The 16,085-nt window shown below is 69.2% G+C and carries 12 protein-coding genes; all 12 read left to right on the top strand.

Annotated elements, in window-relative coordinates:
• Window positions 1-184: 184 nt before the first annotated feature.
• The 12 genes from folC (at window position 185) to ACTMVF_RS19095 (ending at window position 16,068) form a co-directional block, all read left to right on the top strand.
• Complete coding sequence (folC, locus tag ACTMVF_RS19150; protein WP_441272269.1) at window positions 185-1,687, top strand: bifunctional tetrahydrofolate synthase/dihydrofolate synthase; 1,503 nt, start codon at window positions 185-187, stop codon at window positions 1,685-1,687.
• An 8-nt stretch (window positions 1,688-1,695) separates the two neighbouring features.
• Window positions 1,696-2,052: a DUF4233 domain-containing protein gene (locus ACTMVF_RS19145; RefSeq protein WP_441272268.1), complete on the top strand. Its 357-nt coding sequence runs from the start codon at window positions 1,696-1,698 to the stop codon at window positions 2,050-2,052.
• 105 nt (window positions 2,053-2,157) lie between these two features.
• The gene (gene ndk, locus ACTMVF_RS19140) at window positions 2,158-2,571 is read left to right on the top strand and encodes a nucleoside-diphosphate kinase (protein ID WP_128428483.1); all 414 of its coding nucleotides are present in this window, start codon (window positions 2,158-2,160) and stop codon (window positions 2,569-2,571) included.
• Between the two features lie 270 nt (window positions 2,572-2,841).
• Window positions 2,842-3,861: a rod shape-determining protein gene (locus tag ACTMVF_RS19135; protein WP_062720616.1), complete on the top strand. Its 1,020-nt coding sequence runs from the start codon at window positions 2,842-2,844 to the stop codon at window positions 3,859-3,861.
• Between the two features lie 218 nt (window positions 3,862-4,079).
• Window positions 4,080-5,033, top strand: a complete 954-nt coding sequence (gene mreC / locus ACTMVF_RS19130) for a rod shape-determining protein MreC (protein ID WP_441272267.1) — start codon at window positions 4,080-4,082, stop codon at window positions 5,031-5,033.
• 13 nt (window positions 5,034-5,046) lie between these two features.
• Window positions 5,047-5,739, top strand: coding sequence for a rod shape-determining protein MreD (gene mreD / locus ACTMVF_RS19125; RefSeq protein WP_441272266.1), 693 nt, complete (start codon window positions 5,047-5,049; stop codon window positions 5,737-5,739).
• A gap of 128 nt (window positions 5,740-5,867) precedes the next feature.
• The gene (gene mrdA / locus ACTMVF_RS19120) at window positions 5,868-8,129 is read left to right on the top strand and encodes a penicillin-binding protein 2 (protein ID WP_441272265.1); all 2,262 of its coding nucleotides are present in this window, start codon (window positions 5,868-5,870) and stop codon (window positions 8,127-8,129) included.
• On the top strand, window positions 8,126-9,325 hold the full coding sequence (gene rodA / locus ACTMVF_RS19115) for a rod shape-determining protein RodA (RefSeq protein WP_441272264.1): 1,200 nt from the start codon (window positions 8,126-8,128) through the stop codon (window positions 9,323-9,325). The genes mrdA and rodA overlap by 4 nt, the downstream gene beginning before the upstream one ends.
• A 116-nt stretch (window positions 9,326-9,441) precedes the next feature.
• Complete coding sequence (locus ACTMVF_RS19110) at window positions 9,442-10,947, top strand: CYTH and CHAD domain-containing protein (protein ID WP_441272263.1); 1,506 nt, start codon at window positions 9,442-9,444, stop codon at window positions 10,945-10,947.
• A gap of 88 nt (window positions 10,948-11,035) precedes the next feature.
• Window positions 11,036-12,994, top strand: a complete 1,959-nt coding sequence (locus tag ACTMVF_RS19105) for a TIGR03960 family B12-binding radical SAM protein (RefSeq protein WP_441272262.1) — start codon at window positions 11,036-11,038, stop codon at window positions 12,992-12,994.
• 313 nt (window positions 12,995-13,307) lie between these two features.
• Complete coding sequence (locus tag ACTMVF_RS19100; protein ID WP_441272261.1) at window positions 13,308-14,918, top strand: NACHT domain-containing protein; 1,611 nt, start codon at window positions 13,308-13,310, stop codon at window positions 14,916-14,918.
• 37 nt (window positions 14,919-14,955) lie between these two features.
• Window positions 14,956-16,068 (top strand): hypothetical protein, encoded by a 1,113-nt coding sequence (locus tag ACTMVF_RS19095; protein ID WP_441272260.1) that lies wholly within the window; start codon window positions 14,956-14,958, stop codon window positions 16,066-16,068.
• The last annotated feature ends 17 nt before the right edge of the window (window positions 16,069-16,085 follow it).

Below are 16,085 nucleotides of genomic sequence, written 5' to 3'. Positions count from 1 at the left end.
CCATGAAGGCCCCCGGTGCTATGAAGGTGCCGGGGGCCTGGGCGTCCCTAGGGGCGCGGGGCTGTATCGATATGCGGCTCCGCCGCGTGGGCGCGACCAGCCACAAACGCCCCGCAGCCGCCCGACATTCCGCACCACCCCACTCCATGGGCACTCTGTCAGTCCCCCTCCGTAGACTGACCTCGTGAGCGACCAGAACGAGCCCGACCCCCTCGACTCCTTCGAAGAGATCATCGCGGCCGAAACAGACCGCGACCCCGACCTCGCGGTCATCGAGGCCGGCAGCCGCACCCTGCGCACCCAGGGCGGCCCGCCGAGCGCCGACGTGCCCGCGCGTCCCGAGGACCCCGAGGTCGACAAGGCGCTGCGCGAGGTCGAGGCGGAGCTCGCCACCCGCTGGGGCGAGACCAAGCTGGAGCCGTCGGTCGCCCGCATCGCCGCGCTCATGGACGTGCTGGGCGAGCCGCAGCGGTCGTACCCCTCGATCCACATCACCGGCACCAACGGCAAGACGTCCACCGCCCGCATGATCGAGGCGCTCCTCGGCGCCTTCGAGCTGCGCACCGGCCGTTACACCTCACCGCACGTCCAGTCGATCACCGAGCGGATCAGCCTGGACGGCGCCGCGATCTCCGCCGAGCGCTTCATCGAGACGTACCACGACATCAAGCCGTACATCGAGATGGTCGACGCCTCGCAGGAGTACCGCCTGTCCTTCTTCGAGGTGCTCACGGGCATGGCGTACGCGGCCTTCGCGGACGCGCCCGTCGATGTGGCCGTCGTGGAAGTGGGCATGGGCGGCTCCTGGGATGCCACGAACGTCATCGACGGTGATGTCGCCGTCGTGACGCCCATAGACCTCGACCACACCGACCGGCTCGGCGAGACTCCCGGCGAGATCGCCGCCGAGAAGGCCGGCATCGTCAAGCAGGACGCCACCGTGATCATGGCGCAGCAGCCGGTGGACGCGGCGCAGGTGCTGCTGAAGAAGGCCGTCGAGGTCGACGCGACCGTGGCTCGCGAGGGGCTCGAGTTCGGTGTCGTGTCGCGGCAGGTCGCCGTCGGCGGGCAGCTGGTGACCCTGCGTGGGCTGGGCGGTGAGTACACCGAGGTGTATCTGCCGCTGCACGGCGCGCACCAGGCGCACAACGCCGCCGTCGCTCTCGCCGCCGTGGAGGCGTTCTTCGGCGTCGGCGCCGCGCGGGCCGAGCCGCTCGACATCGACACCGTCCGCAAGGCCTTCGCCGCCGTCGCCTCGCCGGGGCGGATGGAGGTCGTACGGCGGTCGCCGACCGTGGTGCTCGACGCGGCCCACAACCCGGCCGGCGCGCGGGTCACCGCCGAGGCGGTCGGGGAGGCCTTCGACTTCAGCCGGCTGATCGGGGTCGTCGGCGCGAGCGGCGACAAGAACGTGCGGGGGCTCCTTGAAGCCTTCGAGCCGATCTTCGCCGAGGTCGTCGTCACGCAGAACTCCTCGCACCGTGCGATGGACGCCGACGAACTCGCGGCCATCGCCGTCGAGGTGTTCGGTGACGAACGCGTGCAGGTGGAGCCGCGGTTGCCGGACGCCCTGGAGGCCGCGATCACGCTGGCCGAGGAGGAGGGCGAGTTCGCGGGCGGCGGTGTGCTGGTCACCGGGTCCGTCATCACGGTCGGCGAAGCCCGGCTGCTGCTGGGGAAGGGCTGAGTCCAAGGATGCGTACGCTCTGTTCATCGACCCTGATCGGCGAGTTCTTCGTCATCGGCTTCGCCGGTCTGGTCGCCATGAAGGATCCCGACCTGTCCATGTCGACGGTGTGGACGGTCAGCGGCATCGCGATGTTCCTGTGCGTGCTGCTGTGCGGCCTGGTGACCCGGCCCGGCGGCGTCGCCCTCGGCTGGGCCCTGCAGATCGCCCTGATCGCCTCCGGTTTCGTCGTCCCCACGATGTTCTTCCTGGGCGCGGTCTTCGCGGCGCTGTGGTGGGCGTCGGTGCACTTCGGCCGGAAGGTCGACGAGGCGAAGGCGAGATTCGCGGCGCAGGCCGGCGAAGGCAGCCCGTCCGGCGCCTGAATACGCCTGAGTGCCCCCGAGCGCAAGCTGACACTGCGTAACGAGCTCCTGGACACGCCCTGTAACCTCATCCCACCGCACCCCGGCAGTAAGAAGGAGCCCTCCGTGAGCCAGCGCACCCTCGTCCTCCTCAAGCCCGACGCCGTTCGTCGAGGCCTGACCGGCGAGATCATCAGCCGTATCGAGCGCAAGGCCGGCTGGCAGATCACCGCGCTGGAGCTGCGCACGCTGGACCAGGAGACGCTGGAGCAGCACTACGGCGAGCACAAGGGCAAGCCCTTCTACGAGCCGCTGGTTGAGTTCATGGCCTCCGGCCCGGTCGTCGCGCTGATCGTCGAGGGCGAGCGGGTCATCGAGGGGCTGCGTCAGCTCGCCGGCCCGACCGACCCGATCGCCGCCGCGCCGGGCTCCATCCGCGGTGACTACGGTGTGATCGTCCGCGAGAACCTCATCCACGCCTCCGACTCCGAGGAGTCCGCCGAGCGCGAGGTGAAAATCTTCTTTCCGGGCCGCGCATAGCGCCTGCGGCGGTTGACCAGAAAGGGTGTGGGGACTGACGTCTCCGCACCCGAGTGCATATGCGCGGCGATCGAGGGAACGAGTGCCCCCGATGGCCCGTCTCCACAAGCGGGGCGACTCGCCATCTGATGACAATGGCGAAGACCCTCCCGCAGTGTTCGCGAAGGCGCGTCTACGATGGAAGCCTTCACGTCACAGCACCCACTTCGCCGACCTGAAAAGCCGTCAAAAGCTCCCAGGAAGGCCAGACGAATCCTGATGGGGAACTCAATGTCGTTCATCGGCCGTGACATGGCTGTCGACCTCGGGACCGCCAACACGCTGGTGTACGTCAGGGGTCGCGGGATCGTACTCAACGAGCCGTCCGTCGTCGCGATCAACACCAACACCGGTGGCATCCTCGCGGTCGGTGCCGAAGCGAAGAAGATGATCGGGCGCACGCCCGGCAACATCGTTGCCGTTCGTCCGCTGAAGGACGGCGTGATCGCCGACTTCGAGATCACCGAGCGGATGCTCCGCTACTTCATTCTGAAGATCCACAAGCGGCGGTATCTGGCTCGTCCGCGGGTCGTCGTCTGTGTGCCCTCCGGCATCACCGGCGTCGAGCGCCGCGCCGTCATCGAGGCGTCGTCCCAGGCCGGCGCCCGCCAAGTGCACATCATCGAGGAGCCCATGGCCGCGGCCATCGGCTCCGGCCTGCCGGTCCACGAGGCCACGGGCAACATGGTGGTCGACATCGGCGGCGGCACCACGGAGGTCGCGGTCATCTCCCTCGGCGGCATCGTCACCGCCCAGTCCATCCGCGTCGCGGGCGACGAGCTGGACAATGCGATCATCCAGCACATCAAGAAGGAGTACTCCCTCCTGCTGGGTGAGCGCACGGCCGAGCAGATCAAGATCACGGTCGGTTCGGCGTACGACCTCGACGCTGACGAACACACCGAAATCCGCGGCCGGGACCTCGTCTCCGGGCTGCCGAAGACCGTCGTCATCTCCGCGGCCGAGGTGCGCAAGGCGATCGAGGAGCCGGTCAACTCGATCGTGGACGCCGTGAAGACGACCCTCGACAAGTGCCCGCCGGAGCTGTCCGGCGACATCATGGACCGAGGAATCGTTCTGACCGGCGGCGGCGCCCTGCTGCGCGGCCTCGACGAGCGCCTGCGCCGCGAGACCGGCATGCCGATCCACATCGCCGAGGACCCGCTGGACAGCGTGGCGCTCGGCTCCGGCAAGTGCGTCGAGGAGTTCGAGGCGTTGCAGCAGGTGCTGGACGCCCAGCCGCGCAGATGACGTAACTCTTCGATTCCGCCGTACGGGATGATCTCCTCTCGTACGGCGGATCGTTGATATAGAGGCATAAGCTCCCGGAAGAGCCTCGAAACCTTCGCATACAAGCTCCGCATACCAGCTCTGCGTACAAGCTCCGCAGACAAACTCCGTATACAGAACCCTTCGGGTTTCCCAGGGGTTTTCCGCAATTCCTATGAGGAAGGGCACGGCCGCCGCACGTGAGGGACACACGAGAGAGCCGGCTGCTCCTGGTGCTGCTGGTCGCCATCGCGTTCGCGCTGATCACGGTGGACATCCGCGGTGGTGAGGATTCCCCTGTCGACGGCGCCCGGTCCGCCGCCGCCACGGTCTTCGGCCCGATCGAGAACGGCGTCTCCTCGGCGGTCGACCCGGTGGGCAACGCGGTCGCCGCGATCCGCGACTCCGGCGAGCGCCACGACCGGCTCGCCCGGCTGGAACAGGAGAACGCCGCCCTCAAGGCGAAGCTCGGCAGCGACGACCGCGACCGCAGCCGGCTACGGCAGCTGGACAAGATGCTGAAGATCGCGGGCCAGGGCCAGTACGGCATCAAGGGCGCCGAGGTCATCGCCATAGGAGCGGCCCAGGGCTTCTCCTGGACGATCACCATCGACGCCGGCGCGAACGACGGCATCCAGCGCGACATGACGGTCCTGAACGGGGACGGGCTGGTCGGGCGGGTCACCACCGTCGGCCCGAACACCGCGACCGTGCTCCTCGCCAACGACCCCGACTTCACCGTCGGCACCCGCATGGAGGCCAGCGACGAGCTCGGCTTCGCCTCCGGCCAGGGCGACCGCCCGCTGCGCGTCGAACTCCTCAACGGCAAGGCCGAGGTGAAGAAGGGCGACCGTCTCGTCACCTTCGGCTCCCAGGCCGACAAGCCCTTCGTTCCCGGCGTCCCCGTCGGTGTCGTCTCCCGCGTCGACCCGTCCGGCGGCAACCTCACCCGCACCCTGTATGTCACGCCGTACGTCGGCTTCAGCAAGCTCGACATCGTCGGCGTCGTCGTCCAGGCCCCCGCGAAGGACCCGCGCGACACGGTGCTCCCCGACAAGCCCGAGCCGACCCCCACGCCTACCGTGACGGTGACCGTCACGCCGTCCGGCGTGCCCCCGGTCGACGGCCAGTCCCAGTACGAGCAAGAGCAGTAGGAGCTGAAGCCACATGCGCGTCAACCGGATCCTGCTCTCCTCCGCCCTGGTCGTCGTCGCCCTGGTGCTCCAGGTGAGCGTCCTCGCCCGCCTCCACCTCCCGGGCGCCGTCCCCGACCTGCTGCTCCTCACCGTCCTGGGCCTCGCCCTGGTCTACGGCCATGTCGGCGGCGCCCTCGTCGGCTTCGGCGCCGGCCTGCTCGCCGACCTCGCCCCGCCCGCCGACCACGCCGCCGGCCGCTATGCGCTGGTGCTGTGCGTGATCGGCTACCTCGCCGGGCTCGTCAAACCGGACAACGGCCGGCTCAAGTCGGCCACCGGACCGATGGTGGTCGTGGTCGTCGCCGCGATCGGAGCGACTTTGCTGTACGCCGGTGTCGGCGCCCTCGTCGGCGACACCGCCGCCCGCCATGTCGGGCTCGGCAGCCTGCTGTTCACGGCCGCGCTGTACGACCTGCTGCTGGCGCCGTTCGTGGTGCCCGGTCTCATGGCGCTGGCCCGGCGCGCGGAGAACGACCCGCTCGCCGAGACCAACTCCCAGGCGAAGAAACCCAGCATCTCCTCGGGCTGGCTCTCCGGCGGTACCGGCCTGCGCATCGGCGGCCAGCGCGGCGGGCTCGGCGGGATGAAGAACGGCCTGAAGACGAAGGCCGGGCGGGCGCGGACGGCACGCGCCGGGCGCATCAAGGGGGTCAAGCGCCTGTGAGGGCAGCGGAGTTCACCGGAACGAGTGAGCCCATGCGGAACTCGGCCTCGCGGGCCCTTCGTTCATCACTCGTACACACACAGTCGTATCCGCACTGGTACTCGCACTGAGAGGGGGAGGCAGCCGCAGTGACCAACATCCCCGAGACCGGCCGGACGCCACGCGTCCAGATCCGGCTCATCGTCATCCAAGTCCTCGTCCTCTCCCTCCTCGGCACCCTCGGCGGGCGCCTGTGGTACCTGCAGATCCGCGAGGGCGACGCCTACGCCAAGGAGGCGTCCGGCAACCACGTCCAGCAGGTCGTCCAGCCCGCCGTCCGCGGCTCGATCCTGGACGCGCGCGGAGTGCCGCTCGCCGACAACGAGACACGGCTGGTGGTCTCCGCCTCCCGCACCGACCTGCTGAAGATGCCGGACGACGGCAAGGCCGTCCTCACCAAGCTCGCCGCTGTCCTGGGCATGACCCCCAAGGAGGTCATGGAGAAGGTCCGGCTGTGCGACGCCGAGACGCCCCAGCCGTGCTGGAACGGCTCGCCGTACCAGCCGATCCCCATCACCGACGAGGCCACGCCCAAGCAGGCCCTGCAGATCCGTGAGCGCGCCGAGGACTTCCCCGGCATCACCGCCGAGCCGCAGGCCCTGCGCCGCTACCCGAGCCCGGGCGAGGCCAACACCGCCCAGGTCCTCGGCTACCTCTCACCGGTCACCGACGAGGAGCTCCAGGCGGCCCAGGACACCGACTCGCCGTACCTGCGCTCCGACCAGGTCGGCCGCTCCGGCCTGGAGCGCCAGTACGACAAGGAGCTGCGCGGCAAGGCCGGCGTCACGCGCTACGAGGTCGACAACCTCGGCCGGGTCATCGGCCAGGCCGAGGCCGACGCCGCTCAGGCCGGCTCCAACCTCGTCACCAGCATCGACGCCCGCGTGCAGCGGGTCGCCGAGTACGAGCTGAACGACGCGATGAAGAAGGCCCGCCAGGAGTGGGACCGCAACACGGGTGAGAAGTACAAGGCCGACTCGGGCGCGGTCGTCGTGATGGAGGCCAAGACCGGCCGCATCGTCGCCATGGCGTCCAACCCGACCTACGACCCGAACGCCTGGGTGGGCGGCATCTCCGCCAAGGACTACAAGAAGCTCACCGGCAAAGCCTCCAACTACCCGCTGCTCAACCGCGCGATCCAGGGCCAGTCGGCACCCGGCTCCATCTTCAAGGTCGTCCCGACGGCCGCCGCGGTCAACGCGGGCTACTCCTTCGACGGCCCCTACCAATGCTCCAGCTCGTACTCGATCGGCGGCCAGGTCTTCAAGAACTTCGAGTCCAAGGGGTACGGCCCGATCAGCCTCGGCCGCGCCCTGGAGGTCTCCTGCGACACCGTCTTCTACCGCCTCTCGCACGAGGAGTGGAAGCGGGACGGCGGCACCAAGCCGAAGAAGAACGCCAAGGACTGGTTCTACAAGACCGCCCACCAGTTCGGCCTCGGCGCGGAGACCGGCATCGACCTCCCCAACGAGGTCACCGGCCGTATCCCCGACCGCAAGTGGAAGCAGGACTACTGGAAGGCCAACAAGGACGCCTGGTGCAAGTACGGCAAGAAGGGCGGCTCGTACGCCGAGCAGATTGCCTACGAGAACTGCCTCGAAGGCAACCGGATGCGCGCCGGTGACTCGGTCAACTACTCCATCGGACAGGGCGACACCCTCGTCACCCCCATCCAGATGGCCACCATCTACGCGGCCATCTCCAACGGCGGCACCCTGTACGACCCCACCGTCGGCAAGGCAATCGTCAGCGCCGACGGCAAGACCGTCCACGAGATCGAGCCCAAGTCGCACGGCAAGCTGCCCATAAGCCGGCAGACACTGGCCGAGATGGACGACGCCCTCGCCGGCGTCGCCACCCGCGGCACCGCCGCCTGGCGGTTCGCCGATGTCGGCTGGCCGCAGGACAAGATCCCGATGCATGCCAAGACCGGTACCGCGGAGGTCTACGGCAAGCAGACGACCTCGTGGTTCGCCACGTACACCAAGGACTACACGGTCGTCATGACGATCTCCCAGGGTGGTACGGGTTCCGGCGCCTCGGGTCCGGCCGTACGCAACATCTACGACGCGCTGTACGGCGTCTCCGACGACGGCACGATCAACAAGAAGAACGCGCTGCTGCCGACGCCTCAGAAGAGCCTGCCGAAGGTCCGCACGGACGGGACGATCGCCTCGCCGAAGGTCTCCAAGGACCCGGCGAAGGAGCAGCGGGCCAACCAGGAGGGCGAGAAGGCGCCGGACGGGCAGCAGCTCGCCGGGACGGTGTCGACGCCCACGCCGGAGAACCGTGACACGCGGCGCAGGCGCGGCAGGAGCCGCAGGCGGGGAAGCCGGAGGTTGCTCACATGACCGGCGTCAACAGCTTCCAGGTCTCCGGGTACGGGCCCGAACGGGCAGGGTGGACCCGTCTGTTCGCCCGCGACTCGCTCGCCCGCCGACTCGACTGGCCGATACTGCTGGCGGCGACGGCCCTGTCGCTGATCGGCTCGCTCCTCGTGTACTCGGCGACCCGTAACCGCACCGAGCTCAACCAGGGCGACCCGTACTACTTCCTGATCCGGCATCTGCTGAACACCGGCATCGGCCTCGCCCTGATGGCCGGCACGGTCTGGCTGGGGCACCGCACCCTGCGCACGGCGGTGCCGATCCTGTACGGGCTGTCGGTCTTCCTGATCCTGCTGGTGCTCACCCCGCTCGGCTCCACGATCAACGGCGCCCACTCCTGGATCAAACTCCCCGGCGGCTTCTCCCTCCAGCCCTCGGAGTTCGTGAAGGTCACGATCATCCTGGGCATGGCGATGCTGCTGGCGACGAGGGTGGACGCGGGGGACAAGCAGTATCCCGACCATCGCACGGTGGTGCAGGCGCTGGGCCTGGCCGCCGTACCGATGCTGATCGTGATGCTCATGCCCGACCTCGGCTCGGTCATGGTCATGGTGGTGATCGTGCTGGGCGTGCTGCTCGCGTCCGGGGCCTCCAACCGCTGGGTCTTCGGGCTGATCGGCGCGGGGACCATGGGCGCCATCGCGGTCTGGCAGCTGGGTGTTCTGGACGACTACCAGATCGCCCGCTTCGCGGCCTTCGCCAACCCCAGCCTCGACCCGGCCGGCGTCGGCTACAACACCAACCAGGCCCGCATCGCGATTGGTTCGGGCGGGCTGGCGGGCGCGGGGCTGTTCCACGGCTCGCAGACGACCGGCCAGTTCGTGCCGGAGCAGCAGACCGACTTCGTCTTCACGGTGGCGGGGGAGGAGTTGGGCTTCGTCGGCGGCGGGCTGATCATCCTGCTTCTCGGCGTGATCCTGTGGCGGGCCTGCCGTATCGCGCGCGAGACGACCGAGCTGTACGGGACGATCGTCGCGGCGGGGATCGTGGCGTGGTTCGCCTTCCAGTCGTTCGAGAACATCGGGATGACCCTGGGGATCATGCCGGTGACCGGTCTGCCGCTGCCGTTCGTGTCGTACGGGGGGTCGTCGATGTTCGCGGTGTGGGTGGCGGTGGGGTTGCTGCAGTCGATCCGGGTGCAGCGTCCCATGTCCGCGTAGGCCTCCGGCGGTGGGGCCGTGTGGGCGGTGACCGTTGGCCAGGGTGAGTTGGTTTACCCGGGGGTCATGGCTGGTAGGCCCTGTCACCACGTCGTAACTCCCACTAGATTCGGGTCATGGCGGACACAAAGCGCGAGATCGAACGAAAGTACGAATCCGACCAGGGCGGTCTTCCCGACCTGACCGGCGTCGCCGGGGTCGCGTCCGTCGTCGACAAAGGTGTGGCCCACCTGGACGCCACCTACTACGACACCGCGGACGAACGCCTCACCGCGTCCTCGATCACCCTGCGCCGCCGCACCGGCGGATCGGACGCAGGCTGGCACCTGAAGTTCCCCGTCGCCGAGGGCGTCCGCGACGAGCTCCGCGCCCCGCTCTCCGACACTCTCCCCGACGAGCTCGCCGCTCTGGTCCGCTCCCGGGTCCGGGACGTCGAACTGCTGCCCGTGGTGCGGCTGCGCTCGGACCGTGACGTGCGTGACCTCCTCGACGCGGACGGACGGCTGCTGGCGGAGGTCAGTGTGGACGCCGTGCACGCCGAGCGGCTCAGCGGCGGCGTCGGTGACGCCCAGTGGACCGAGATCGAGGTGGAGCTCGCCGACGGCGGTGACCCGGCCTTCCTCGACAAGGTGGAGAAGCGGCTGCGCAAGGCGGGCGTACGGCCGTCCGCGTCCTCATCGAAGCTGGCCCGCGCCCTTGCGGAGACCGCGCCCAAGAAGAAGCGTTCCTCCGCTTCGCTCGACGGCCCCGTGACCGCCGGCGACCACGTGCTCGCGTACGTCCGCGCTCAGCGGGACGCGATGGTCGAGCTCGACCCGGCCGTACGCCAGGACATCGAGGACTCCGTGCACCGCATGCGCGTCGCCACCCGCCGACTGCGCAGCACCTTCAAGTCGTACGGCAAAGTCCTGGACCGGGCCGTCACCGACCCGATCGGCGACGAGCTGAAGTGGCTGGCCGGCGAGCTGGGCATGGACCGGGACCGGGAGGTGCTGAACGCACGCCTGTCGGCGGCTCTCGACGAGGTGCCCCACGCGCTGGTCTCCGGTCCGGTCGCCGAGCGGCTGAGCCACTGGGCGGGTGACAGGCCGGGCGGGGCGAGCGGCCGGCTGATCGGAGTCCTCGACTCCCGCCGTTACCTCGCCCTGCTCGACACCCTGGACGGGGTGCTCACCGACCCGCCGCTGCTGAAGGCGGCCGGGAAGAAGCCCGACAAGGCGCTCCCCAAGGCCGTACGCAAGGACTTCGGCAAGGTGTCCGCGCTCGTCGAGCAGGCCCTGGAGCTGGAGCCGGGCACCGACCGGGACATCGCCATCCACGAGGCACGCAAGAAGACCAAGCGCACCCGCTACGCGGCGGAGGCGGCCACCCCGGCCCTGGGCAAGCCCGCCAAGGCCCTGGCCAAGACCATGAAGTCCTTGCAGAACCTGCTCGGGGAGCACCAGGACAGCGTCATGGCCCGCCAGACCCTGCGCGAGTTGTCCGCGGTGGCGCACGCGGCGGGGGAGAGCGCCTTCACGTACGGGCTGCTGTACGGGCGTGAGGAGCAGCGGGCGGCGGCCGTGGAGGCCGAGCTGCCCGGGCGCTGGGACGGAATCAAAGGCGAGGCGGACGCCCTCTGACCTTCCGGGCGTACGGGGGGTGGTCGCGGCCGCGTTAGGCTAGATGGTCACCCCTGTCCGTTCAGTCCAGCTCACGAAGGTTCGCGAGATGCCTGCCGAAGTCGCTGCGTCGGTGTTCCCGCAGCTCGAAGCTCTGCTCCCGCATGTGCAGAAGCCGATCCAGTACGTCGGCGGAGAGCTCAACTCCACGGTCAAGCCGTGGGAGTCATGCGACGTCCGCTGGGCGCTCATGTACCCGGACGCATACGAGGTCGGCCTGCCCAACCAGGGCGTCATGATCCTCTACGAGGTCCTGAACGAGCAGGAGGGCGTCCTCGCCGAGCGCACGTACAGCGTGTGGCCGGACCTGGAGGCCCTGATGCGCGAGCAGGGCGTCCCGCAGTTCACGGTGGACAGCCACCGGCCGGTGAAGGCCTTCGACGTGTTCGGCCTGTCCTTCTCCACCGAGCTCGGCTACACGAACATGCTGACGGCCCTGGACCTGGCGGGCATCCCGCTGGAGTCGAAGGACCGGACGCTCGACGACCCGATCGTGCTGGCCGGCGGCCATGCGGCCTTCAACCCCGAGCCGATCGCGGACTTCATCGACGCGGCGATCATCGGCGACGGTGAGCAGGCCGTGCTCGACATGACGAAGATCATCCGCGAGTGGAAGGCGGAGGGGCAGCCGGGCGGCCGCGAGGAGGTCCTCTTCCGCCTCGCGAAGACCGGCTCGGTGTACATCCCGGCGTTCTACGACGTCGAGTACCTCCCCGACGGCCGTATCGCCCGCGTCGTCCCGAACAAGTCGGGCGTCCCGTGGCGTGTGTCCAAGCACACAGTCATGGACCTGGACGAGTGGCCGTACCCCAAGCAGCCCCTCGTTCCGCTCGCCGAGACGGTCCACGAGCGCATGTCGGTCGAGATCTTCCGCGGCTGCACGCGCGGCTGCCGCTTCTGCCAGGCCGGCATGATCACGCGCCCGGTGCGTGAGCGCTCGATCACGGGCATCGGCGAGATGGTCGACAAGGGCCTGAAGGCGACGGGCTTCGAGGAGGTGGGCCTTCTGTCGTTGTCGTCGGCCGACCACAGCGAGATCGGCGACATCGCGAAGGGCCTGGCGGACCGGTACGAGGAGGACAAGATCGGTCTGTCCCTCCCCTCCACCCGCGTGGACGCGTTCAACGTCGACCTGGCGAACGAGCTGACGAGGAACGGCCGTAGGTCGGGCCTGACCTTCGCCCCCGAGGGCGGCTCCGAGCGCATGCGCAAGGTCATCAACAAGATGGTCTCGGAAGAGGACCTGATCCGGACGGTCGCGACGGCGTACGGCAATGGCTGGCGCCAGGTGAAGCTGTACTTCATGTGCGGCCTGCCGACGGAGACCGACGACGACGTCCTGCAGATCGCCGACATGGCGATGAACGTGATCGCGAAGGGCCGCGAGGTCTCCCGCTCCAACGACATCCGCTGCACCGTCTCGATCGGCGGCTTCGTCCCGAAGCCCCACACGCCGTTCCAGTGGGCGCCCCAGCTGTCCGCGGAGGAGACGGACGCCCGTCTCGAAAAGCTCCGCGACAAGATCCGCGGCGACAAGAAGTACGGCCGCTCGATCGGCTTCCGCTACCACGACGGCAAGCCCGGCATCGTCGAGGGCCTCCTCTCCCGGGGCGACCGCCGCATCGGCGCGGTCATCCGCGCGGTCTACGAGGACGGCGGCCGCTTCGACGGCTGGCGCGAGCACTTCTCCTACGACCGCTGGATGAGCTGCGCCGACAAGGCGCTGGCCCCCTTCGGCGTCGACGTCGACTGGTACACGACGCGCGAGCGGACGTACGAGGAGGTCCTGCCCTGGGACCACCTGGATTCGGGGTTGGACAAGGACTGGCTCTGGGAGGACTGGCAGGACGCCCTCGACGAGACCGAGGTGGAGGACTGCCGGTGGACGCCGTGCTTCGACTGTGGGGTGTGCCCGCAGATGGACACGCATATCCAGATCGGGCCGACCGGGAAGAAGCTGCTGCCGCTGACGGTCAAGAAGGATGCGACCAGCGGACACACTCACTGACGTGAGTGAGGCGTTGAGGCGCATCGTGGGGGCTCTGGGGGACGGCAGCGAAGAAGAAGCGACTGCCGTCCTGAGGGCGCTCGGCGCTCGGCGTGGGCGGCAAGGCGACTGGGCCGCCGCAGAAGAGACAGCTGGTTGCTGCCGGCAACCCGTACTCAGCGGGATCGTCGAGCAGCTCCACTTGTAGATCAACCGCATCCTGTACCCCAGGTTCTCCACTGTGCGGCACCGACCGGTTCGCCGAAGCACCGAAGGCCTGAACACCGGCCGTTGCTATCGTTTCGGCGCTGACGGAGTGGCACGGGGGGCGTTGATGAGGCGAGTCGGCGGGCGGGCACGGCAGCCGGGGGTGGGCTGGACCGTCGGGGGCCTGGCCCTCGTCGCGGTGCTGTTCGTGGCCCTTGAGACAACGGCGGGGCTGCTTCCGGACGTGGTGAAGTCCGTGGTGGGCGATACGCCGCGCGCGATCTGGATCGTCCTGGTCGTTCTCTCGGTCGTCGCATGCGTTGCTCTCTACATCCGCCATCTGCGCGCCAAGGTGGAGGCCGCTGCTGCGGCCGAGGACCTCAGCGAGGAGCAGGTCCGACGCGAACGCGCGGCGCTGCTCCAACGCGTGCACAGCACGTGGACCCGGGACCTCCCCCTTCGGTGGAACGACGCCGTACGGATCGAGGTCGGCCTGCAGGACACCCCGACCGCGGTCCACGACCCATGGGGGCCCCGCGAGTTGACGACCGACACGGGCACGTCGCTGCCCGACGGCACCACCACGCGGGACGTGTTCGAGCAGCACGGCCATCAGCTGCTGGTGCTCGGTGCGCCCGGCGCCGGAAAGACGGTGCACCTCCTGGAGCTGACGGCCGCCCTGGTACAGGAGGCACAGGCGGACGCCGAGGCGCCCGTGCCGGTCTTCCTGCTGCTGACGAACTGGCGTGGCGGATCGCTGGAGGAGTGGCTGATCTCGGAGTTGCGCAACCGGTACCGGGTCTCCTCCGCGGTCGCGTCCGTGCTGCTGCACCAGGGGGGACTCTGCTTCGTGCTCGACGGGTTGGACGAAGTGGACCCGGAGCAGGAGGAGGAATGCGTCGCGCGCATCAACGAGTTCATCTCCGCCGACGGTTACCCGCACTGCTTCCTCGCCCTTTCCTGCCGCCTGGCCGACTACGGTCGCCTGCGGACCAAGCTGACGGTGAACGGGGCGGTGACCGTGCAACCGCTGCCCGTGCACGCCGTGCACGCCTTCCTGAACGAGGCCGGGACCCCCGTGCGGGCGCTGCGCGCGGCCGCGGCGGCCGACCCCGAGCTCGCCAGGCTGCTGACCACTCCGCTGATGCTGGGCATCGCCGTGCTCGCCTACTCCGGCGTGGACGAGGGCTCGGTGTCCAGCTCCGGGACCCTCGAGGAGCGCCGGGGACTGGTCTACGACGCGTTCCTGGAGCGGATGGTCACGCGGGATCGCACGCTGCGGGGCGGGCACACCACCGCACGGTTCAGCCTGGTCCAGGTGGAGAGCCGGCTGCTGCTCATGGCGTGGCTCATGAACAAGTACCAGGCCACGGCGATCTACCCGAAGGATCCTTTCCGGCTCCTGTTCCAAGCGCCGCCCGAGGTGATGGACGAGATCTACCGTGGGAGGAGGTTCCTGAGGGCGGCGATGGAGCAGACCAGGGCCCTGTCCGCCTCCTCGTTCTTCGCGACTGTTCTCGCCGTCTACACGGCCCTCGCCATGCCCTTGCTCTCCCGGGACACGTTTCCCTACCTCCGGAAGGACTTCATCGAATTCGCCCGCGAGCGTGCCCTCCTGAGGGCCTCGGGGGACGGAGTGGCCTTCATCCACAGGACGTTCCAGGACCACCTCGCGAACCGAGTGAACGCCTTGGCTCTCGAGCAGCGGCAGGAACTGTTCAAACGATCCGTGGCATGACTGCATCCGCGCGGCGGAGAGGGGCGTCTAGACCGGTATGGACCTTGAAAAACCGCCACCGCAGCGCCAGGACCCCGAAGGGTGCCTGGCCGTCGCGATCCGGATCCCGGTGCGGATCGTCGTGCTCGTGCTGGTCGTGCCGGTGCGGATGGCGTGGGACGCGCTTGTCGTCGGCGGGCGCTTCCTGAACGACACGGTGCTCCGGCCGCTGGGCCGGGCGTTGCTGTGGCTCGGGCGGGCGGTGTTCGTGTGGCCCTTCGTGGCGTTGTGGCGGTACGTCGTCGTGCCCGTCGCGAAGGGGCTCGCCTGGCTGGGGAACGTGCTCTTCGTCGTACCGGTGGTGTGGCTGTACCGGTACGTGCTGACTCCCCTCGGGCACGCGTGCGCGTGGCTGGCGCGAGGGATCGGGGCCGGGCTGGAGTGGCTCTACGCGCGCGTGCTCACGCCGGTCGGGCATGCCGTGATGTGGGTCCTCAGGGGGCTCGGGGCGGTACTCGCCGCGATCGGGCTCGGCCTGTTCGGCGCGGTGGCGTGGCTGGGACGGTATCTCCTCGTCGTCCCCGCCCTGTGGGTGTACGAGTGGATCCTCGCGCCGGTGGGGCGGGCGATCGCCTGGTGCGGCCGGGGCCTGGCGTGGCTCGTGAGCACGGTCGCCACCGGGATCGGCATCGCCTTGTACTGGACCGTGCGCGTGCTGTTCGTGCTGCCCGCGGTGGGCCTGTACCGGTGGGTGCTGACGCCCGTCGGCCGTGTGCTCGCCGTCGTCGGCAGGGAGATCTGGGACGCGCTCGGGCATGCGTGGCGGGTCGCCGGGAGGATCTCGCTCGCCGTCGGACGGTTCCTCGCGAGCCTCTTCCGGTGGATCTTCGTGGAGCCGGTGCGGTGGGTGTACCGGACGGTGCTCACGCCGGTCGGACACGTCGTCCGGGACGTGGTGCTGCGGCCCGTCGCCGAGGCCGCCCGCAGTGTGGGCCGCGCCACCCGGCAGGCGCTCACCGCCGCCCGCGAATCCGTGCGGCAGGCGCGGGCCGACTTCCGGCGGATGCTGTTCGGGGAGCCGAAGCAGCGGGAGGCGGTGGCCCGGCGGGAACCTCCGGGCCGTGAGACACGTACTCTTGGTAGCAGTACGACCGCTCTCACGAAGGACTGAACGACACTGGGCAAGCG

The organism is Streptomyces sp. SD31, from assembly GCF_052068475.1.
Classification (GTDB): Bacteria; Actinomycetota; Actinomycetes; order Streptomycetales; family Streptomycetaceae; genus Streptomyces.
The sequence above is the reverse complement of the archived record's forward strand: the minus strand, read 5'-3'. Positions and strand labels throughout refer to the sequence as shown.